General features: G+C 31.5%; 22 protein-coding genes and 4 pseudogenes. 5 read left to right on the top strand and 21 right to left on the bottom strand.

Annotated elements, in window-relative coordinates; genetic code table 11:
* Positions 1 to 103: 103 nt before the first annotated feature.
* Complete coding sequence (locus tag RH82_RS06885) at positions 104 to 916, bottom strand: ISAs1 family transposase (RefSeq protein ID WP_394330727.1); 813 nt, start codon at positions 914 to 916, stop codon at positions 104 to 106.
* Between the two features lie 205 nt (positions 917 to 1,121).
* Here RH82_RS06885 and RH82_RS18790 point away from each other — a divergent pair.
* A pseudogene (locus tag RH82_RS18790) lies at positions 1,122 to 1,361 on the top strand (IS110 family transposase); the annotation flags it as partial.
* A 44-nt stretch (positions 1,362 to 1,405) separates the two neighbouring features.
* On the opposite strand, the gene RH82_RS06880 reads toward RH82_RS18790, so the two are convergent.
* The 5 genes from RH82_RS06880 to RH82_RS06860 all read right to left on the bottom strand — a co-directional run bounded on the left by RH82_RS06880 (position 1,406) and on the right by RH82_RS06860 (position 4,548).
* A complete protein-coding gene (locus RH82_RS06880; protein WP_034059248.1) occupies positions 1,406 to 1,990 on the bottom strand; it encodes a hypothetical protein in 585 nt (194 codons plus the stop codon).
* Positions 1,991 to 2,030: 40 nt separating this feature from the next.
* On the bottom strand, positions 2,031 to 2,606 hold the full coding sequence (locus RH82_RS06875) for a helix-turn-helix domain-containing protein (protein ID WP_034059247.1): 576 nt from the start codon (positions 2,604 to 2,606) through the stop codon (positions 2,031 to 2,033).
* A gap of 208 nt (positions 2,607 to 2,814) precedes the next feature.
* Positions 2,815 to 3,384, bottom strand: a complete 570-nt coding sequence (locus RH82_RS06870) for a cupin domain-containing protein (RefSeq protein WP_034059245.1) — start codon at positions 3,382 to 3,384, stop codon at positions 2,815 to 2,817.
* Positions 3,385 to 3,408: 24 nt separating this feature from the next.
* A complete protein-coding gene (locus RH82_RS06865) occupies positions 3,409 to 3,885 on the bottom strand; it encodes a hypothetical protein (protein ID WP_156112435.1) in 477 nt (158 codons plus the stop codon).
* An 87-nt stretch (positions 3,886 to 3,972) separates the two neighbouring features.
* Positions 3,973 to 4,548 carry a Crp/Fnr family transcriptional regulator gene (locus RH82_RS06860; protein ID WP_034059243.1) on the bottom strand — a complete coding sequence of 192 codons (576 nt, stop codon included), beginning with the start codon at positions 4,546 to 4,548 and terminating at the stop codon, positions 3,973 to 3,975.
* Between the two features lie 439 nt (positions 4,549 to 4,987).
* Between RH82_RS06860 and RH82_RS06855 the strand changes: the two are divergent.
* Positions 4,988 to 5,569, top strand: a pseudogene (locus RH82_RS06855) (IS110 family transposase); the annotation flags it as partial.
* A 28-nt stretch (positions 5,570 to 5,597) separates the two neighbouring features.
* Here RH82_RS06855 and tnpA read toward each other — a convergent pair.
* Entirely contained in the window at positions 5,598 to 6,044 is a 447-nt protein-coding gene (tnpA, locus tag RH82_RS06850) for an IS200/IS605 family transposase (RefSeq protein ID WP_034059242.1), read from the bottom strand.
* Between the two features lie 60 nt (positions 6,045 to 6,104).
* Between tnpA and RH82_RS06845 the strand changes: the two are divergent.
* Positions 6,105 to 6,497: pseudogene (locus RH82_RS06845) on the top strand (transposase); the annotation flags it as partial.
* A 44-nt stretch (positions 6,498 to 6,541) separates the two neighbouring features.
* On the opposite strand, the gene RH82_RS06840 reads toward RH82_RS06845, so the two are convergent.
* The 11 genes from RH82_RS06840 to RH82_RS06790 form a co-directional block, all read right to left on the bottom strand.
* Positions 6,542 to 7,099, bottom strand: coding sequence for a hypothetical protein (locus RH82_RS06840; protein WP_156112434.1), 558 nt, complete (start codon positions 7,097 to 7,099; stop codon positions 6,542 to 6,544).
* A 52-nt stretch (positions 7,100 to 7,151) separates the two neighbouring features.
* Positions 7,152 to 7,958, bottom strand: coding sequence for an IS3 family transposase (locus RH82_RS06835; protein ID WP_241148024.1), 807 nt, complete (start codon positions 7,956 to 7,958; stop codon positions 7,152 to 7,154).
* Positions 7,959 to 8,016: 58 nt separating this feature from the next.
* The gene (locus tag RH82_RS06830) at positions 8,017 to 8,373 is read right to left on the bottom strand and encodes a transposase (RefSeq protein ID WP_081979203.1); all 357 of its coding nucleotides are present in this window, start codon (positions 8,371 to 8,373) and stop codon (positions 8,017 to 8,019) included.
* Positions 8,374 to 8,561: 188 nt separating this feature from the next.
* Complete coding sequence (locus RH82_RS06825; RefSeq protein ID WP_241148017.1) at positions 8,562 to 9,284, bottom strand: acetolactate decarboxylase; 723 nt, start codon at positions 9,282 to 9,284, stop codon at positions 8,562 to 8,564.
* A 290-nt stretch (positions 9,285 to 9,574) separates the two neighbouring features.
* Positions 9,575 to 11,131 carry a M28 family peptidase gene (locus RH82_RS06820; protein ID WP_034059238.1) on the bottom strand — a complete coding sequence of 519 codons (1,557 nt, stop codon included), beginning with the start codon at positions 11,129 to 11,131 and terminating at the stop codon, positions 9,575 to 9,577.
* Between the two features lie 93 nt (positions 11,132 to 11,224).
* A complete protein-coding gene (locus tag RH82_RS06815) occupies positions 11,225 to 12,250 on the bottom strand; it encodes a M28 family peptidase (protein WP_034059237.1) in 1,026 nt (341 codons plus the stop codon).
* Between the two features lie 34 nt (positions 12,251 to 12,284).
* Positions 12,285 to 12,614, bottom strand: coding sequence for a hypothetical protein (locus tag RH82_RS06810; protein WP_034059235.1), 330 nt, complete (start codon positions 12,612 to 12,614; stop codon positions 12,285 to 12,287).
* Between the two features lie 7 nt (positions 12,615 to 12,621).
* A complete protein-coding gene (locus RH82_RS06805) occupies positions 12,622 to 13,404 on the bottom strand; it encodes a DUF3108 domain-containing protein (RefSeq protein WP_034059233.1) in 783 nt (260 codons plus the stop codon).
* A 159-nt stretch (positions 13,405 to 13,563) separates the two neighbouring features.
* Positions 13,564 to 13,974: a hypothetical protein gene (locus tag RH82_RS06800; protein WP_034059232.1), complete on the bottom strand. Its 411-nt coding sequence runs from the start codon at positions 13,972 to 13,974 to the stop codon at positions 13,564 to 13,566.
* Between the two features lies 1 nt (position 13,975).
* Positions 13,976 to 15,313, bottom strand: coding sequence for an exonuclease domain-containing protein (locus RH82_RS06795; RefSeq protein WP_034059231.1), 1,338 nt, complete (start codon positions 15,311 to 15,313; stop codon positions 13,976 to 13,978).
* Between the two features lie 29 nt (positions 15,314 to 15,342).
* The gene (locus RH82_RS06790; RefSeq protein WP_034059733.1) at positions 15,343 to 15,771 is read right to left on the bottom strand and encodes a DUF2452 domain-containing protein; all 429 of its coding nucleotides are present in this window, start codon (positions 15,769 to 15,771) and stop codon (positions 15,343 to 15,345) included.
* A gap of 224 nt (positions 15,772 to 15,995) precedes the next feature.
* Here RH82_RS06790 and hemN point away from each other — a divergent pair, with 224 nt between their 5' ends.
* On the top strand, positions 15,996 to 17,360 hold the full coding sequence (gene hemN, locus RH82_RS06785) for an oxygen-independent coproporphyrinogen III oxidase (RefSeq protein ID WP_034059229.1): 1,365 nt from the start codon (positions 15,996 to 15,998) through the stop codon (positions 17,358 to 17,360).
* A gap of 84 nt (positions 17,361 to 17,444) precedes the next feature.
* On the opposite strand, the gene RH82_RS06780 is transcribed toward hemN, so the two are convergent.
* The 3 genes and pseudogenes from RH82_RS06780 to RH82_RS06770 all read right to left on the bottom strand — a co-directional run.
* On the bottom strand, positions 17,445 to 18,152 hold the full coding sequence (locus RH82_RS06780; RefSeq protein WP_034059227.1) for a sulfite exporter TauE/SafE family protein: 708 nt from the start codon (positions 18,150 to 18,152) through the stop codon (positions 17,445 to 17,447).
* On the bottom strand, positions 18,153 to 18,599 hold the full coding sequence (locus RH82_RS06775; protein WP_034059225.1) for a FixH family protein: 447 nt from the start codon (positions 18,597 to 18,599) through the stop codon (positions 18,153 to 18,155).
* A gap of 152 nt (positions 18,600 to 18,751) precedes the next feature.
* A pseudogene (locus tag RH82_RS06770) lies at positions 18,752 to 19,342 on the bottom strand (FixG Ig-like domain-containing protein); the annotation flags it as partial.
* A 110-nt stretch (positions 19,343 to 19,452) separates the two neighbouring features.
* Here RH82_RS06770 and nadD point away from each other — a divergent pair.
* Positions 19,453 to 19,883, top strand: a 431-nt coding sequence (gene nadD / locus RH82_RS06765) for a nicotinate (nicotinamide) nucleotide adenylyltransferase (RefSeq protein ID WP_034059224.1), incomplete at its 3' end; no start/stop codon positions are given.

Genomic DNA, 19,883 nt, shown 5'->3' with positions numbered 1-19,883 from the left:
TTTCCAATTCCTACACTTAAATCTCCAACTATTTGAATCGTCTTTTTAATTGGTTTTTCTTGTTGTTTTATATCTGAATACCCTTTGTACCACTGTTCTTTTTTTATATTCTGGCTAAGAATCTCAGATGCAATATCGATTCCTTGTGGATTCCAATGCGAATCTTGTTTGCAATATGTTGATTTTCTATTCTTAGTAGATTGCTTATTACACTACATTTTCTAGTTTCTATTCTGCCATGATCAAGTTCTTGACTAAGATGTGTTTCTATGTTTTTACTAAATTTAAATTCATCTTCAATATGCTCAAGTAATTGAGATTGATTATCTTTTACATCCAATATGTAGTCCGCATCCTTTTTTATAATTGCTTTTGCAATAGCTGTTTGACAGCCCATAGCATCAATAGTTACTATCGTATTTTTTATGGATAAAACTTCTAGTAATTTTGGAATGGCAGTAATTTCATTAGATTTTTCGGTAACTTTTACTTGCCCCAAAACAAGGTTGTTGTCATTTGCCCATGCACTAACCATATGTACTGGAGATTTTTTGCCGTTAGATTTAGCTCCTTTAATTGTTTTGCCATCTATACCAATAATTTCTCTAGGTTGAAGCTGAGCAAGATCACTTACCCACTGGATAAAATATTTTTCAAATTCATTACTATCAATATTAGAAAAAACACGATTAAAGGTGTCATGCGAAGGGATGCCATTAGGTAAATCAAGAAAGGTACGTAGAAACTCTTCTTTTGAATTGGCATAGTTTTCCATTTCATTCCATGAATTTGCTCCACAAATAACTGAAATAATTCCAATAAGAAAGATACTTTCTAAATTGTAAAGTTGCTTGTGTGAACGTCTAAAGTCAGGGATTTGACCAAATATGGTCTTTAGTTTTGTGGCTGCTTTCAAAAGATGTAAAATATTGATTATCAGTATAATATATGCTTTTTAAACATAATAAACAACTACAATTAGTTGATTATTAAGATTTTAAAACTTATTTTCTAATATCAAAAATTAACTTTTTTAATGCGTTTGCCCTGGTAAATACAAAACCAACTAGAAAATCCGCTAGAATTTTCGTAATTGGCAAGTACTAGCAATGAATTATACACGACCACGAATTAGTAAAATAGGAAACCAGAAGCTTCGAAATTTATTATTTATGTGCAGTTTTAATGCTTGTAAATACAATAAAGGATGTAGAGATTTATGAGCGATTAGTAGCCAAAAGAAAGAGTAAAAACTAGCATTAATAGCCGTTTGTAATAAGCTATTAAAACAAGCATTTGCAATTGCAAAATCTGGATTAATATACGAAGAAAGCTATAGAAGTGTTTTAGTGAAAAATTAAGTATTATTTACTTGTTTTTTACCACAGTACTTTGTTGTAGCCAGTTATTCTAATATTTTCTCTTTACTTGCTCCAAGCAAATGTTCAATAAAAGAATCAAAAGTGAAAATTAAAACGATAATTAGAATTGTAATTCCAAAAGTGATTAGTCTTCTTTTTATAAGAACTTTAGATTTTACTTGAAAGTTAGTAAGCCTTTTTATTGCATCTATAACTCTCTCTTTATTGAAAAACAGAATTAAGATTAGCATTAGGAAGACTATGATCGCATTTGCTAATGCAGGATAGACATCAAGAAAAATAATATCGAATATTATTATGTTTACCATTATTGGTATTAATATAAATACTCCTATAAGCTTTGTTTTATTCCATAAAAGAAACCAAGCACCAATGAGTTGGGTAACTCCTACAAACAGTATGTAAAAATAAGAATGCCCCATAAATGTCCAGGCTAATGAAAATCCACTTGCCTCTCCTAAAGTTGTATTAGCAATTTGTTCAGGCAATGTTCCATTCATATAAAATTGTCCTCCCAGCAATTTTGATATTGCATAAATATTAAGGATAATAAAAACACACTGCCGCAATACAAGTTCAAATGTTTCTTTTAGGTTTGATTTAATCATATTTTTTTTATTTGATTAGTACAGTGTAGTTCACTGGATATTAACTTAAAAAGGGAAAGGCAGGTTTGTATTTTATAGATTTTCCGTTATGATATCTTAAAGTATTAAATATCACGATTATAAAATTCATTAAGTACATTGCACTGAATGTTATGAGTATGTCAGCAAAAGAAATATTTGTTGCTATTTCAAGTTTAGAAGTAATGATAATAGCGATAGCCATAAAAAATAATAATAGTGTCCAAGATATTTGAAAATTTAAAATTGATTTCCCTACTTGGTCAGTATCTTTTATTTTGTCTTTTTTTGAAGTCCAAATAATTAATGGTATTAATATTCCAAGCAATGGAAAGGCTATAAATCCAAGCTGAGAGAGATTCAATAGCAAAAGAACATTATTATCCTCTACAATTTGCCAATCGATTAATTCGTTAGGTGTAACATTTAAAACACTAGATAACCTTTTAATAGAATCTCCAGTGGGTTGAGTTTCTCCATTTTCAATTCTTTGGACCGTTCGTAAACTTAAACCAGAATTTTCTGCTAATAGTTCTTGAGATATTCCGCTTCGCTTTCTTAGTTCTTTTACTCTTTTTGCTAAATCTTTATTTTTCAATCGAGAGATATTTAATTGTTGAAAGCAAAGCTAAATAAAAGCATTGGCATTGATGTCGTCATCTTTATGACATCTTTACGTCATCTGTGTTTTAATTGGCTACAACGGTTATTTGTATGATTAGTGGCGTGTTTAAGCACCTAATTTAGCAAATAAAAACCGCATAGAAAATCAGCGAGGATTTTCGTAAGTAAGCTAAAACTAGCCATTAATTATATACGGCGTTGTGCGCTCGTTCTTGTTCATAAAATGATTTATAACCCATAAGTCTTGCGATTGGTGCTAGTACCCTAAAAAACACTTTTAGAAACTTCCAATTGGGAGCTGCTAATCTAATTTCCTTTTCAAAATTAAGTAATATCAATGCAGTCCTAAATATATTTGGAGTTCCACTTTTATTCAATTTACAATCCTTTGCCAGCACAAAGAATGTTTCAAATAAACTGTCAATTTTTAGTGCTGGAAAAAACTGCTGAATGTAATGCGCGTCTATTTGCCCAGAATTATAAAAGAAATGTGGCACATTTTTAGGAATAGAAATTATATCTCCAGCTGAGGCCAATTGTTCCTTGCCATCTATCGTAAATAAAAGTTGGCCCTGTGTAAGGGTAAACCGATTTTCTTGATAAGGGTGATAATGTGATTTTTCTCTTTCTGGTGTAACTGGGCTAACGCATTCAATCTTTAGTTGTGTGCCGTTGGTTTCTGCCCATGTTTCTAAAAATGTCATTTTTTGTCCTGTTCTAACATTTACCAAAGTATCTCCTTTCTTTATCATAGCTTTAGTTTTATTCGATTGTATTTAATTGTTTTCTTTGTTTGAGTAATACTTGAAAATGAAAATTCCAAACAGTAAAACAAATATTAAATCTATAGTTGCAGCAGTCATTGCCATTTGACTCACTTTCTCATTTGAGTACTGAAATAGTACATTAGAAGCAAAGAATAGCTTTCCCAATAAACCCATAATTACGATACCAATGTGTTTAGTTGGGTTTAGAGCCACTATAAAAAAGCCAATACCAAAAACTAAAACAGTAATCCATAAACTCCTAAAAAAATATAAGGTATTCCAATCTTCGATTATTTGACTTGTGAAATCAAGTAACCCTTGCTCTGGATTAAATATGCCTGGTAACACCCCGACAGCAGTATAAATTCCAGCAATGAGAAATGTAATTTTCCAGAATCTGGAATTTAAAGTAGTGTTTAGTGTCATTGTTGTATAATTTAAGTTGTTAGCTAACCTGTTTGAATTACTTGTGTTTTGAGTTTTCATATATTCTTGTTTTAAATTAATATGATACAAAGCAACGACCATGCAAATGGAAATCCATTTACATATGTAAAGAAATGAATTGGGAGATTATTTAGATGCGAACTGTTTTCTGATTCGACTTAATTGTGTAGCAGATATGCCTAAATAGGAAGCGATATGAAATTGAGCAATGAGTTGTTGGAGAGTTGGGAATTCTTTTTGAAAAAGGATATACCGCTGAGAAGCATCAAGCAATACAATTTCAATTTCTTTCTTTTCTTTTTCTAAAAAATAATGCTCTGCTATTTTTCTTGCAAATCTTTCCAAATCTGGACATTCGTCAAAAAGAGCTGTCAATAATGTGTAATCACAGGTATAAATCTCACAGTCTGTCAAAGCCTGTTGTGCGATTAGGTTCGCACTCCCCGTTAACAAAGAGGTATAAGCACCTATTATACTTTGGCCGACAAAAAATTGTTTGTTGTAATCTTTCCCTTCCTGATTTATGAAAAAAGCTCTAACAACGCCTGTTTTAAGAAAAGCTATTTGTCGAGCGATTTTATTTTCTTTAGCGAAGTATTCGTTTTTTAGAAGTTTATCCTCCTTAAATAAAGGAATTACTTTAGCCCATGTCGATTCATTGAGTTTTGAAATAGCATTGAAATAATCCTTTAGTTCATTCATAAATTAGGGAGGTTCATTTATCTCAGGTATGGCGCACAACGTTGTTGTTTATGGTTAGTTGCGTTGGCTAGCAACTAATTTAGCAAAAGAAAACGAACCATAGGAAATTCCGAAGGAATTTTCCAGATAAGCACTTGCCAAAGCAATTAATTATACACGGCTTAAGTTAGCATTTTAATAAAAACACTAAATTTAAGACCTATAAACAGAAAGCACAAAAGAGAGGATTAAGGTTATTATATACGCAGAGACTTTGATCTGGTCAACATTGAAAATCACCTCTCTTTTCTACACAGATTTCGTACAGTTCTATGAGGCCTTTTGGACCTCGCTTTTAAGTCGTTGAAACTCGCGTAGATCGTCCTTTACTCATTGTTTAATATTTTAATAAATAGGAAATCGTGAATCTTCGTTCCTCGATTTCAAAAAACATTTTATTATGAATAAAGATATAAAATATTTTGGACTTGACATTAGTCATTTAGTATTTGATGTTACAGATTCTGATGGTAATTATTATCAGTTTAAAAACAATTTGTCTGGCTTTAAAAAGTTTGTTAAACTGTTAACTTCACATAGTCATTGTGTAATGGAAGCTACAGGTTATTATCATTATCAGTTAGCTTATTATTTACTTGAATTTGGGATAAAAGTATCAGTAGAGAATCCCTTATCTGTTAAACGTTTTATTCAGATGAAGCTATCAAAAATCAAAACCGACAAGAGCGACTCAAAACTTATTTGTGAGTATGCACAGCAAGTAGAATTAAAGCTTTGGAAAGGAAATACAAAAGATGAGATTGAATGTTTTCAAATCACCAGAGCCTTAGCAATATATACAAAACAAAGTACAATGGTAAAAAATAAATTTCATGGTGAATCTGTTTTGGGATCTCCCAGTAAAGCTGTTTTAAGATCCTTAAAACGGAGTTTAACACACCTTAAGAAAGAGATGAAACTCTTAGAGGATAAGTTGTTAGTTTTGCTAAAGAAAACGCATCAAGATCTATTAACTCGAATGAACTACCTCGACCCAAGGGTACGAGGTATCAAAACAATTTTAGTTGCGTGGAATGTATTTTCTTATAATCTTTTTGATTTCCCTGTCCTTGAACATATTTCTGTATGACCTCTTCATTCGCATACTGACCTACTGTGTTGACGTAATATCCACTTGTCCAAAACTTACCTCCCCATAAAAATCTTTTCACTTCTGGATGAAGTCTGAAAATCTCTCTTGCTGTCAAACTCTTTATTGTGTTGACTATTTTTTTTGGCGACATCATAGGAACACTCTGAATCAAAAAATGAACATGATCTTCATCACATCCTATCTCTAAAAAATGAATCTCATAACGATAACTTATTTTCAAACAAATAGTCTTTAATGTTTCTGAAACTTCATCGTTTAATACTTTTCGTCTATACTTTATCGGACAAACCAAATGATAAAGCAATAGATTCTTATTATGACTCTTATGGATATGCTCACTCATATGTACAAAACTGCATATCTTTACGCTACACCCGACGCAAGCGTCGGGGAATTCTATTGATTAAAAACCATACCAAGTATTGGGCTTAAAACATCTATTATGTTAGTGGTTTTAACAGGTGTTTTTGCTCGTTTTAAAACTGCAAGTGAATTATGTAGTTACTCAGGATTAACACCAGTGATAAGACAGAGTGGAAGCAGTGTAAAAGGACGGCCTCGAATTAGTAAAATAGGGAATCAAAAGCTTCGAAATTTATTATTTATGTGCAGTCTTAATGCTTGTAAATGCAACAAGGCTTGTAAAGCACTTTATGAGCGATTAGTTGCCAAAGGAAAGAGTAAAAAACTAGCTTTAATAGCTATATGTAATAAGTTGCTAAAACAAGCTTTTGCTATTGCAAAATCAGGATTAATATATGATGAATCTTATAGAAGTACTTTAGTGAAAAATTAATGAAATTTTACTTGTTTTTTACCACAGTACTTTGTTGTGCATAGTTATATTTCATTTATTTTTCCGATTAATTTTTCAGAATCAATTTTGAACTCATCATTTATATTTACCAGAATACTTATTATTTTTTTCCCTTTTAGAATATTGAATAGAAAGCCAAGTTTCACATTATCAGAATTTAAAATCTTGAATGTTTTGTAATGTTTGAAAGGAAAATCAAATTCATAATTTTCGACGTATTTTAAATCACTGAACGCAATATCGCTTGTCTTTAGTCCAATTATAAACCCATTAAAGAAGTTCTCCATTCTGTTAATGTCTTCAACAAGGTATTCGTAGGTAACTGAATAAAAAACTCCAATTTTATTATTGTGCTTCCAGATTTCAGTTTGATGAATGTATGCAACTTTGAAATCAGATTTGTTTAATGTTTTTTTAAAAGTTTGATTCCTAAATTCAAATTTGTTTATATAGTCTTTGTCTATTATATTTTCGCTCAATACTATTTTTTCCTTTTCATTTTTTTGCAAATCTTTTTTTTGGTTTTCATCTGTACAGCTCAAAAAAAACAGTAAAAAAACTAAAGAAAAAAATTTATTCATATTCATGGTTTTAATGTCTTGTCCTGAAATATGGCTACAGGTTAAAATTGAATTAAGCTGATAATTGATATACCATATTTGGTGTTTTATAATCTAAAGATAAATGTAATCTTACTTCGTTGTATAAATTAATTGCATTTTTTGCAGCTCTCTTTGCGTGTGCTGGGTTATCAAAGGTTTGGTCTAGATAAAACTCATCTTTTAATATACCATTTACACGTTCTGCCATGGCGTTTTCGTAACAATGATTTTCTTCGGTCATACTAATGTCTACCTTTTTTCTTTTGAGTATTTGTGTGTATACATTACTGCAATACTGTATTCCTCTATCAGAGTGGTGTATGAGTCCTTTAATGTTTTTAGCTTGATAAATAGCCTTATTAAGTGCTCTGACGCATCCTTTTAGTTCCAAGCTGTCACTCAGGTCATAACCCACTATTTTCCTAGAATACATATCAGTTATTAAAGCTAAGTAACAAAATCCTTTTACGGTTCTAATGTATGTTATATCAGAAACCCAAACTTGATTTGGTCTTGTGATTTCTAGGTCTTTTATACTATTGTTATACTTATAAAACCGATGATATGAGTTCGTTGTTCTGGCGCTGGTTTTCCTTCTAAGTGTTAGCATTTGGTGTTTTCTAAGAATATTAAATAGCGTGTCTCTACCAACTTTAATATTGGCTTTAGTAAAATCTATGTTTAATGATTTCACAAGTTTTCTCACACCTTCTCTAGGAAGAGATTTGCGTCTTTTTCTAACAATGTTTATAATCTGTTGTTCCAGTTCTAAATGCTTATCAGCTCTAGATTTGTATTTGTAATACGCATCTCGTTTAAGTCCAAAACAACTAGCTATAGTTGAAAGAGAAGCAAATCTCTTAGATTTCTCTTTAGCTTTAATTAAGGCTTTATACTTAGCTTTTTTTTAGTTCATTAACTGATTTATAGCCAAGATCTTCAGCAGCTACTTCAAGATAAGAATCCTGCACCATAGCATCGAGATCCTTTTTAAGAAGTAGCTTTTTAAGCTGTTCAATCTCTTTTTGTAGCCCTTTAATTCTAGATATTTCGTCTTTAGTTTCCACTTTTACTCTGGTATTCATTAAGTCTTTACGATTGTACTTTTTAATCCACACATTAACTGTTGTAGGTGCAATAGAGTAGAGCTTACAAAGTTCGCTCTTTGTGTGTTTTCCGATTGTAAGTTCGGCTAAAATTTTTAATTTAAAAGGTTCACTGTAACGTCTAATTACTTTGTCATTTCTATACATAATGTTTAAAATTATGTAGCCTTATTTCAGGACGGGTCATAATTATGCACAACGTTGTTGTATATGGTTTGTTGCGTGTTTTAAGCAACTAATTTAGTAAATAATTACCGACCAAGAAAGTCCGCGAGGACTTTCGTAAGTAGACGAGAAGCCAGCAATAAATTATATACGGTGTTGCCAGCAGTTTTTTATTTTTTCGGTAAATATAACTTCATATTCTCAATTTCCACTTCATCTAAATGTCCCATTTTGCTTTTGTCTTCTGTTATTAAATGTAAGTGAATATTCGAGTCGTGATGTGTAAAAATTCCTTTATGTTCAGTTGAGAAGAAACCAATGATTGTAACTTCTTCATCTTTAAGTTCGTAATTTGTTTGTCCTTTGTGAGCCTCTTTTGGTGATGAAACTTTTGTTCCTTTTGGTAAATTTTGAATATGAATTAATGCTTTTGATATTCTTCCCGTTAATTTAAAAGCAAAAGGTCTTTTTGATTTAGTCGTTTTTGCATCAACTAAATTTTCAATATCTTTAATGGTCTTGATATCAGAAGCTAATTCGATTTCATTCCATTCGTTTACATTAGAATAAACCAAGAATGGTGCTGATACATTAAATGTTTTTTCAACTGTCATAGTTGAATCAGATGTTACTTTTGAAACATAACTTTTTCCATCATTTATAAGTAATTCTCCAGTCAAATAACTTTCAGGTCCAATTCCATAAAGTCCTTTTTTATTAGAAATGGTATCTAATTGTATACTTGCTCCTAATTCCCCTTTCCACATTACATTTTTCATTGCACCTACAACATTTATGTCTGAATAGGTTTCAATAGAATTGCTTGTCTTTTTGTTAGAATTACAACCAAATATTCCGATTGTAAGAATTCCAATTATTACTTTTTTTATCATTGATGTCGTTTTTTTTAAATTGCTGGCAACTGGTTATATGTGGATAAATACACGTATTATCCCTCGTTATTTTCCGGATATGAGGAAGTTTTGTTCCTCATATCTCGTAAAGATAAATTATATATTGTAAACAAAAAAAGCCTAGAATCAAAAATGCAAAACTTCAAATTGAAATGAATGACTTTTTTTAAGTTTGCTTCGCGTTAGCGATGGAACGGTCTGTTTGAGCTCCTCGCAGAGAGCGAGTAGTGATAGCGCGACCTTTAGGTAACGCCCAAATTATTAAATTACTACTCAGTAGCTTTATCTACTGTAATTCTAGCGTCTCTATTTGCTAATTCCCAAGCTGTATAAAATACTAAACGTGTTCTGTTTTCTAACAAATCGTATTGAATTTTATCTGGTGTATCTCCTGGTTGGTGGTAATCGTCGTGCGTACCATTAAAATAGAAAATTACAGGAACATTGTTTTTTGCAAAGTTGTAATGGTCACTTCTATAGTAATAACGGTTAGGATCATTTTCATCGTTAAATGTGTAATCCAAATCAATATTCATGTACTTAGTATTCATGGCTTCAGAAATGTTGTGTAACTCTGTACTTAGTTTATCACTACCAATTAGGTACAGGTAATTTCTGTTTTTCTTTTCACGTTTTGGATCTGTACGACCAATCATATCAATATTTAAATCGGCAACGGTATCTACTAAAGGAAATATAGGATCGTTATCTGTGTAATGTTTAGAGCCTAATAAACCTTTTTCTTCTCCTGTTACATTTAAAAAAACAATTGAACGTTTTGGTCCATGACCGTCTTTTTTTGCTTTTGCAAAAGCTTCGGCAATTTCTAAAACGGCAACAGTTCCAGAACCATCATCGTCGGCTCCATTATAAACTTCACCGTCTTTAATACCTTCATGATCTAAGTGAGCAGAAATAACAATATACTCGTTTGGTTTTTCGCTACCTCTAATAATAGCTGCGACATTACTAGAATTTATTTTTTCAGAATTATTCTTGTAAGTAATAGATAAATCGGTGTTTACAGACATTGATTTTTCGTTAGTATCAATATCGCTTACCAAAGCTTTTGCTAAATCGGTATTAATTAACATATACATCATGTCATTGCCACCACTTGCTAAAGCCATACGACCACTAGATTTACCAAATCTGTTTGCAGCCATAGTATATACTTCTGGATAGTAAAACAATACAGCTTTTGCGCCTTTGCTTTTAGCTAATTCTTGTTTAGATGCAAATTGCTGGCGCATATTAGACCATTTAGAACCTTCTTCAGTTCCAGAGATTACATACATTCCATTTGCTTTTTTAGGTTCTCCAGAACGAAAAACTACAACTTTTCCTTTAACATCTATACCTTCGTAGCTTGAAAAATTTTCATCTTCAATACCAAATCCAGCATAAATAATATCTTTTGTATCTAGTTCGCCATCTTTTACAGAGCTAACAGATACATAATCGTCTATGTTTGTAAATGATTTTCCATTAACCGTTAGTTTTATATCTGGCACTGCCATAATTTGTAATGGGACATCTTGAAAATAGTTTCCATCACTTTTTGCTGCCGGAATACCATCTTCGATATAATGTTTTTTAATAAATTCTACTGCCATTTTCTCACCTTCTTTACCAGTTTCACGGCCTTCGAATGCGTCTCCAGCGTAAATGTAAAGTGCTGTTTTTAAATCTTCGGCAGTTATTGTTTCTGCATATTTAGTTGGATTTGCAGGTGCTTTTACTGTAGTCGTTGTACTGGTGCTTTTTGATGTGCCACAGGCTGCTACTAGTATTGCAATTGCAAAAAAGGGAAGTAGTTTTTTCATTTTTAGTTTAAATGTTTAATTAGAAAAGTAAAAATACAAGAAAAAAAGAGGTTTACTCTATTTCTTGTATTTTTTTTAACGAGAGGAAAGACCTTAGTTATGTTTTAAAAATGCTTGCCTGTTAGCTAATTGCCATGCCGTTGCAAAAATTAGTTTAGTACGTTTTGCTAATAAAGGATAGTTTATTTTGTCTGCAGTATCTGTTGGTTTATGATAATCTGAATGTTCACCATTAAAGTAGAAAATAACAGGAATATCTTGCTTTGCAAAATTGTAATGGTCACTTCTATAATAGTATCTATTTCTGTCTTTTTCTGAGTTGTATTTGTAGTCTAGCTCTAGATTTGTAAAGTCCTCGTTGGTTTTAGCAGAAATGTCTTGCAGTTCTTGACTCATTCTATCTGCTCCAATAACATATAAATAATCTGGATTGTTTTTGTGTTTTTTATCAACGCGACCTACCATATCGATATTCAAGTTGGCTATTGTTTTACTTAATTCGAAGATTGGGTTTCCAATATAAAACTTTGAGCCTTGTAGCCCAATTTCTTCCGCTGTAAGATGCAAAAACATAACACTTCTTTTAGGCGAATGGCCTTGTTGCTCTGCAAGCTTAAAAGCTTCAGCAATTTCTGTAATAGCCATGGATCCTGAGCCATTATCATCTGCGCCAAAATATATGGTATTGTCTTTTATACCTAAATGATCTAAATGTCCAGAGATGATTAGTACTTCTTCTGGCTTTTCACTTCCTTTAATATACGCTAAAACGTTTTCTGATGCACCAATACCTTCAGGTAAGAAGTCGGCTGGAATGGTTTGATAATAGGTGGAATCGTTAATTGCCGGTGCAATTCCATTTGTTTTGTAGAAATTTCGCAGGTAATCTGCTGCTTTTTTTTGTCCTTCTTTTCCTGTTCCTCGACCTTGAAATTCTTCTGAAGCAAAAAGAGTTAACCTACTTTTTAAATCTTCAGGAGTAATAGACTTTGAGTATTCTGCTATTAGTTTACTGTCTATTATTTCAATCGTGTAATCAACGTTTTCAATAGTATTCCTTTTTGTTTCGGCACAAGAACCCACAAAAGCAAAAGCGGAGGCAATAATTAGGGATTTCATTTCTATTTATATAAATTATTAGTAAAACCTATTACTACTCTGTAATATCAATAGCATCTAACTCTTCAATAGAATCTTCTAAGGAGTCATCTGCACGTTGTTCTAGTTGTTCTGTGTCGCCAACTTCTGTAGTTGCGGTAACAGATTTGTAAGTTGCTAGTGCTAACGCGATAATAGTTAGTAAAAATATAAGCTGTACAGTGTGTTTTGTTTTGTTTTCTTGACGCCCTTTTAAAAAAGCTATTACTCCGAAAATTAATGCTACAATTGCCGGGAAAAACGCAAAATTAGATAAAGGTAAAACGGATAAAATAACTGCTATTATTGCACTTATTAATCCTAAAATAATAGATGTTAATCTCATAATTGTTTTAATTTTTTAAACCTGTTGCACTTTTAATTTTTAATTCTCCACTACCAAATGCAAGATTAAATTTTCCATAAACAGGAATTTTATTTTCATCTGCAGTTAACCATAAGAAATTACTATTACCTTTTAAAGCATCATTGTTTTTAAGGTTAATGCGTAATTTATAACATTCTTTTTTGCCTAATGCAGTGTTAATAGTTTCTTTAGCAACGTATGTGAAACTAAATTTTGATTCTTTATTATCGAACAATACAGTAAAAGTATCGCTATCGCCAATGTTCGATTTTTTTATATCTAAGCTTCTAATATGATAAATTGTGGTTATAATATCTTTAGTGTTTGCACCAATTTTAACGGTTTCATTTCTATCCCAAAAACCAGATTCAAAGTTTTTACTTTTCTTCCTAATTAAGCTTTTTACAGATTTTGTTTTATGGTTGAATTTATATTTCACAAATTTATAATATCCACCTTCATCAATATCACGCTTATATAAATAAGGTGTTAATGTTTTAGGGTTTACATAACTTTCGTAAAGATCTCTAATTTTAAAAAAATTATCCCATTTGCTATAGGTTGTTGCTTTACATTTTAAGCGCAATAAGGTTGAACTCTTAGTTTTTACACTGCTAGTTTCCATCGTTACTTGTGCAAAATCCGTCATTAATCCAGACATGTTATAACCAGCAGTAAAAGTTAACTTTTCTCCAGCTTGAAAGGCATTGTTTTGAGCGTATGTTATAAACGAAAAACTAAGCGCTAAGCATAAAAATAAATGTTTCATGTGTTTATGTTTATTGGTTTTTACTAGTCACATGTTGTTTGTTATTACTCATTATTTTAATTGATAATAGTTTTAACATGTGCGTTTTATAAAAGATATTTAAATTTCAAATATAGAAATAGTAAACACTAATTGTGCCTAAATTATTGTGTTTAGCTTTTATTTAAGATTTAAAACGGAAATAATAAATATAATAGACCAGATTATAACACGTAACCAATTTAATATCAATAAATCACGTAGTGTATTATCTGTTATTGTTTTATTTGAGATTCTATTGTGTAATGGTATAAAAAGGAGCACAGTAGAAATCCATGTTAAACACACTAAAACTAAGTGAATAATTGAAGTTAAGCTTCCATTTTTTATTAACGTAACCACAGAGATTATTACTTGGCAAGACATGAGTGGCAAAACAATTATAGCCATTAGTGCAGTATAATGTTTGTGCCAAGTATAAAGGTTTTTGGTTGTAAAATATTTAAATGAAGGATATACTAGGAGTTGTACCATCCAAATTAAAACAACTAATCCAAAATCTATAATGGCACGAGCGATTTCTAAATTCATTTTATTTATTTAGAATTGCGGTTCGCAAAATGCTTTGTATATCGCTGTTGTCTTTTTGTTTAACAAGAAAATGCTCAAGCTCATCTGGGTGTTTAATTTGCTCGTTTTTGTCTATAAACCCATAGCCTAGATAGGTTCCGTTTTTAATAATTACAAAGGCTTCTTCGTCTTCGTTTCTTCCTTTTTCTTTTAATAGAATATCTTGACTATCATTAATAATTTGGCAAATAGCATTGGTAACACGTTCGTTATAAATTTTAACATCTTCATTTCCTTTGCAAACACCTTTACAATTTTTAATGGTAAAGTGAGAACATTCGGTTACACCTTCTTGTAAATGGCAAAATTTTGGACATAAACTAAACAGCTCGCAAACACGCTCTAAAAACAGACGTGCTTCACGCAAACTATACAATGTGATAATAGGATTTGGAGTCGCTTTACTATTATTAATAGCAATATGCATAACATCGTTTCTGTCTTGATAACTAAAAAGCGAAAAGCCTTTAGGAGCACGTTTTGCAACTTTATTATACTGTGGAAAATGCTGTTTAATTGCTGCGTCTTCCATTAATAACGCTATAAGTTCGCTACCAGATAATTCGAAATCAATATCGGCAGTTTCGCGAACCATATCTAAGCTTTTTTGTGTTTTGCTATAAAAATGACTGAGCACTCGCTTTTTTATATCTTTAGATTTACCAACATAAATAATTTCCCCTTTTTTATTTTTGAAATAGTAAATACCTGTAGCATTCGGTAACTCATTAAAAACAGCGCTAGGGAGGTTAGGAGGTAAGGTAGCCTCTTTGTTATTTTTGTTTAAAAAATCGCTAAATATTTGTGTTGATTGGTCTTGAGCTTGAAGAATTTTAAATAGAATCACTGTAGCCTCGGCATCTCCTCGTGCTCTATGTCTTCCGTTTATATTAATGTTTAAATCTTTGCAAAGTTTTCCAAGACTATAACTTTTGTGTCCAGGAAGTAATTTGCGACTCAAACGGATTGTGCAGAGCTTTTTTCTTGTAAAATCTATATTTATAGATTCAAATTCATTTCTAATAACGTTGTAATCGAAATTAACATTGTGTGCTACAAAAATGGTGTCTTCGGTAATATCTAAAACGTGTTGTGCTATGTCTTTAAATTCTGGAGCATTTGCAACGGTTTCATTATTAATTCCTGTTAAAGCAGTAATGTATTCTGGTATAAAACAGTTTGGGTTTACAAGCGAAGTAAATTCATCGACAATAACATCTCCATCGTATTTAAATACTGAAATTTCGGTAATTCTATTCGTCCTTCCAGAAGTTTCAACGTCTATTATTGTGTATTGCAATTCGTTTTTTTTAAACCAAAAATTAGTGGTTATTCTTTAAGTTTACCTGTTGATTGTTCTACTCTTTTCCACATGTGTTCTGAAGTTAAATAGAAACTGCCAACAAAATCGAAGTTACATTCGGTTGGCGCAATAATAGATAAAAAGGGTTGTCCTTTTTTGTCTTTGTATAAATGATAAACTTCACCTAGAATAGGCTGAAAACTAAATTTAGCGTTATACACTAAATTATTGTATTCCAGTTCTTCTATCATTTTATCGTACTCAGCTTTAAGTTCTAAATATTTTGCTTTTAGTTGTTTATTGGCTTTGTTAACGTTTTTGTTTTTCCAAGTTACATTTTCTGTAACCTGTATTGCAGGAGCGCCAACATTAGTAGCATACGGTTTTAAAGCCGCATCATATTGTTGGGTTTCTGTATTAAATACAACGTTATCTGGTTTTTTTGCGTCAGACATTTTTTTTCCTTTTTTTAGCATTGCAAAGATAAGGGATTAATGTTTTGTAAAAAATTAATTAAGAGTTGTAGTGTTTAGAGTTTTATGTTTTAATCCTTTATATAACAGATACTGTTTTTAGTTTTAAACAAATTAAAACTATCATAATAATTAATCGCGAGATGATATTTGTCACCTTTTAGCCTTTCATTTCAATCTAAATTTGCCTCATAAATTGTTTAAAAATGAATACTTCTTTAATAGCGAAATACAACGTGGCAGGACCAAGATACACTAGTTATCCAACGGTTCCTTACTGGGATGAAGCCTCCTTTTCTATAGAATTATGGAAAACGTCTCTTAAAAAAAGTTTTGAAGAAAGTAATGATACAGATGGTGTAAGCCTCTATATTCATCTTCCATTTTGCGAAAGTATGTGTACCTTTTGTGGTTGCCATAAACGGATAACTAAAAACCATGCAGTAGAAATACCGTATATAGAATCTTTAATTGAAGAATTTAAACTCTACACCACTTTTCTTGGGAATACTCCAAACATAAAGGAGTTGCATATTGGTGGAGGAACACCTACTTTTTTTAAACCAGAAAACATTAAGTCGTTATTGGAAGCGCTTAATACTATTGGTGAATTTAGTGATGATTGTGAATTAAGTTTCGAAGGACATCCTAATAATACAACAGAAGAGCATCTTAAAATGTTTGCAGATTTTAATTTCAATCGCGTAAGTTATGGTGTTCAGGATTATAATTTAAAAGTTCAGAAAGCAATAAATAGAATACAACCTTTCGAGAATGTAAAACGTGTTACAGAGGCGTCTCGAGCATTAGGTTATACATCCGTAGGACATGATATTATTTTTGGTTTGCCATTTCAAACGGCTGAAGATGTTATTAATACCATTAATAAAACAATTACATTAAAACCAGAACGTATTGCGTTTTACAGTTATGCACATGTGCCTTGGATAAAAGGAAATGGGCAACGTGGTTATAATGAAAAAGATTTACCAACTGCAACTCAAAAACGTTTGCAATACGAAAAAGGTAAAGAAATGTTACTTAAAGCTGGTTATTTTGAAATTGGTATGGATCATTTTTCTTTACCAATAGATTCACTTTACAAAGCACATGAAAGCCAAGAATTACATCGTAATTTTATGGGTTATACTGTAACTAATACTAAAGTTATGATAGGTTTAGGAGCTTCTGCAATTAGCGATAGCTGGTATGGTTTTGCTCAAAATGATAAAAGTATTGAACGTTATAAGGCACTTGTTAACGAAGGAGTAATACCTGTTTTTAGAGGTCATATTTTAAATGAAGAAGATTTAATAATCCGTAAGCACATTTTAAACCTCATGTGTAACTTTGAAACCTCATGGAATTCTGAAGCTTTAAGTTTTAGTGAACTTCCAGATGTACTTATTAAATTACAAGAATTAGAAAAAGATGGATTAATAGAAGTAGAGGCTAAAACAATACGTGTAACAGAAAAGGGAAGACCATTTGTTAGAAACGTTTGTTTACCTTTCGATAGACGTTTACAACGCAATAAGCCAGAAACACAAGTGTTTTCTATGACAATATAAACGATAGTATTTTAAATGAATATGAAAGGAAAGTATAATGCTTTCCTTTTTTTAGTTTGAAAGCACTAGTTTTTTAATTCACTATTAATGGCAGTTATATTGCGCATCTGCTTTCTCAATCGTTACCATTTCTGAAGGCGATAAATAAGGGATTCCTAATCCTAAACCTCTTACTATAAAGAGTAGTCCAACAATAACCACAAAAATAGGAATCATTTTTAAAACACGTTGTTTTACTGTTTTTGTAAGAAAGTTTCCAAGGTAAATAGCAGTTGTCATTAGTGGCACAGTTCCTAATCCAAATAAGGCCATGTATAAACTACCTTTCCAAGCGCCTCCGGTTGCTAAAGCACCAAATATTGCCATATAAACAAGTCCGCAAGGCAGTAAACCGTTAAGATAACCAATAGTAAAAAAGGTACTAGGATCTTTCTTTTTTAAGGCTGTTCCCATTTTATTTTTAACGCTTCCTACAAGTTTGTAAATAGGTTTGGAGAAATTATATTTGTTAAATGTTTTTGTTGGAATAATAATGACAACAATCATTAATATCCCAATGGCAATAGAAAGCTGCTGTTGAAAACCAAATAAGTTCAGGCTCTTACCAAGAGCTCCAAAAATAAGCCCTAATACACTGTATGTTAAAATACGACCAGAATGGTAGCTTAATAATTGTAATATGCGTTTGGTTTTATTTTTTCGATCTAAAGGCAATAAAAAGGCAATAGGTCCACACATCCCTACGCAGTGGAAACTTCCTAATAGACCAAAAATAATTGCCGAAAGTAGCATTTAATACGTTATTTGTTTTTTATATAAATACGGTGTGTCTTCGTAAGTCCAATCTATAGTAATGTTCCAGCGACCATCTAACATCTTATGTTCTGGTATGAGCAAATGAGATGTGGTTAGATTTAACGTAAGTTCAAAGTCTAACTTTTCGTTAGATGGTCTGTAAAGGAATACTTTTCCTATAATTTTTGAAGGCTCAAGTTCTTTTGGGAATATTAAAAGCCAGCCTTCATCAGTTTTTTTACTTATAATTCTTTCTTTTAAATTGTAGGTATTCGTTTCAGCATCAATTTCTGTCTGGTATAGCATTTCTTTAGCGTAGTATTCATCCGTAACTAAATCGTGACCATATTCTGTGTTAGTTGTCATTTTAATCACTAAAAATAAAATAAAACTCATAAATGCTATTATGACAACTACTATTCCTGTTCCCCAATTCCATTTCATAATGCTTGTGTTTTATCTTTTATCTGTTTTGGGCGTGACCACAAGGGTCAGGCTATACGTTTCAATTCCTCGCGCGTTCCGCGCTGTGGGATTTCCTCTTTTATCCTTCACGCGGGCTAGTTTACTGTTTTTCAAACCTCAATCAGTCTGTTTTACTTATAACTTCGAGGTCCTAAAAAGGCAGTAGTAGTGGTTTCTATTAATGTATCGCCACTATAAATACCAATCTCTATCCTATCTTTATCGCCTTTAAGTGCACTAGCGTTTACTTCAACAAATAAAGTGCCTTCAGCAAGACCTTGTCCTTCAACTTTAAAAGTGCCATGAGAAACCAGTTTAATTGTACCTTTATGTGATAGTAATTTAAAAGTAATATTCTCGATATCGTCAACAGTTTTATTTACCAGTTTAAAGGTGTAAACGTTACTAATCATATTACCTGCCTTGTGCTCGTATAATTGTCCAGGAAGACGAAGGATATTTGCTTCTACATCATTACGTAAAAATAGCATGCCTATTAATACTGCAATTAAAATACCTAATACAGCACAATAACCTTTTAAACGTGGAGTGAATTTAAATTTCTCCTCTTTTTCAATGTCATCTTCACTGGCATAACGAATAAGACCTTTTGGCAGATCTACCTTTTCCATCATATCGTCGCATACATCGATACAAGCAGTACAGTTTATACATTCTAATTGTGTTCCATTTCTTATATCAATTCCTGTTGGGCAAACGTTTTTTGATGTTATTATTGAAAACGATAATTTAGAAAAAGCATTACAAGAAGCTGAAAACATCGTCGGTACATTTTTTAGCATCGGAAAACAAAAAATAACACTTTACTAAAATGAATATTGGTCTCTATTTTGGTTCTTTTAATCCAATCCATATTGGACACTTAATTATTGCCAATCAATTAGTAGAAAATAGCGATTTAGACCAGATTTGGTTTGTAGTGACACCACATAATCCTTTTAAAAAAAAGAGCACTTTATTAGATAATTTTCAACGTTTGGAAATGGTCTATCTTGCAACTAAAGACTACAATAAATTAAAGGAAAGTAATATTGAATTTAATTTACCACAACCAAACTATACCATAAATACCCTTACTTACTTACAAGAAAAACATCCAGAGCACCAATTTTCCTTAATTATGGGAGAAGATAATTTAAAGAGTTTCCATAAATGGAAAAACTATGAAGTTATCTTAGAGAACCACAATATCTATGTGTATCCTAGAATTTCTAAAGGCACAATAGACACTCAATTTACAGG

Origin of the sequence: Lacinutrix jangbogonensis, assembly GCF_000797445.1 — a bacterium.
GTDB classification, from domain to species: Bacteria; Bacteroidota; Bacteroidia; order Flavobacteriales; family Flavobacteriaceae; genus Lacinutrix; species Lacinutrix jangbogonensis.
This window is presented reverse-complemented; position numbering and strand designations above follow the sequence as displayed.

Coding starts and splice junctions, on each gene's coding strand:
- RH82_RS06880 (WP_034059248.1), bottom strand. CDS start 1,990: ATGATTAAATCAAACCTAAAAGAAACATTTGAACTTGTATTGCGGCAG.
- RH82_RS06870 (WP_034059245.1), bottom strand. CDS start 3,384: ATGATAAAGAAAGGAGATACTTTGGTAAATGTTAGAACAGGACAAAAA.
- RH82_RS06865 (WP_156112435.1), bottom strand. CDS start 3,885: ATGAAAACTCAAAACACAAGTAATTCAAACAGGTTAGCTAACAACTTA.
- RH82_RS06860 (WP_034059243.1), bottom strand. CDS start 4,548: ATGAATGAACTAAAGGATTATTTCAATGCTATTTCAAAACTCAATGAA.
- tnpA (WP_034059242.1), bottom strand. CDS start 6,044: ATGAGTGAGCATATCCATAAGAGTCATAATAAGAATCTATTGCTTTAT.
- RH82_RS06840 (WP_156112434.1), bottom strand. CDS start 7,099: ATGAATAAATTTTTTTCTTTAGTTTTTTTACTGTTTTTTTTGAGCTGT.
- RH82_RS06830 (WP_081979203.1), bottom strand. CDS start 8,373: ATGTATAGAAATGACAAAGTAATTAGACGTTACAGTGAACCTTTTAAA.
- RH82_RS06825 (WP_241148017.1), bottom strand. CDS start 9,284: ATGATAAAAAAAGTAATAATTGGAATTCTTACAATCGGAATATTTGGT.
- RH82_RS06820 (WP_034059238.1), bottom strand. CDS start 11,131: ATGAAAAAACTACTTCCCTTTTTTGCAATTGCAATACTAGTAGCAGCC.
- RH82_RS06815 (WP_034059237.1), bottom strand. CDS start 12,250: ATGAAATCCCTAATTATTGCCTCCGCTTTTGCTTTTGTGGGTTCTTGT.
- RH82_RS06810 (WP_034059235.1), bottom strand. CDS start 12,614: ATGAGATTAACATCTATTATTTTAGGATTAATAAGTGCAATAATAGCA.
- RH82_RS06805 (WP_034059233.1), bottom strand. CDS start 13,404: ATGAAACATTTATTTTTATGCTTAGCGCTTAGTTTTTCGTTTATAACA.
- RH82_RS06800 (WP_034059232.1), bottom strand. CDS start 13,974: ATGAATTTAGAAATCGCTCGTGCCATTATAGATTTTGGATTAGTTGTT.
- RH82_RS06790 (WP_034059733.1), bottom strand. CDS start 15,771: ATGTCTGACGCAAAAAAACCAGATAACGTTGTATTTAATACAGAAACC.
- hemN (WP_034059229.1), top strand. CDS start 15,996: ATGAATACTTCTTTAATAGCGAAATACAACGTGGCAGGACCAAGATAC.
- RH82_RS06780 (WP_034059227.1), bottom strand. CDS start 18,152: ATGCTACTTTCGGCAATTATTTTTGGTCTATTAGGAAGTTTCCACTGC.
- RH82_RS06775 (WP_034059225.1), bottom strand. CDS start 18,599: ATGAAATGGAATTGGGGAACAGGAATAGTAGTTGTCATAATAGCATTT.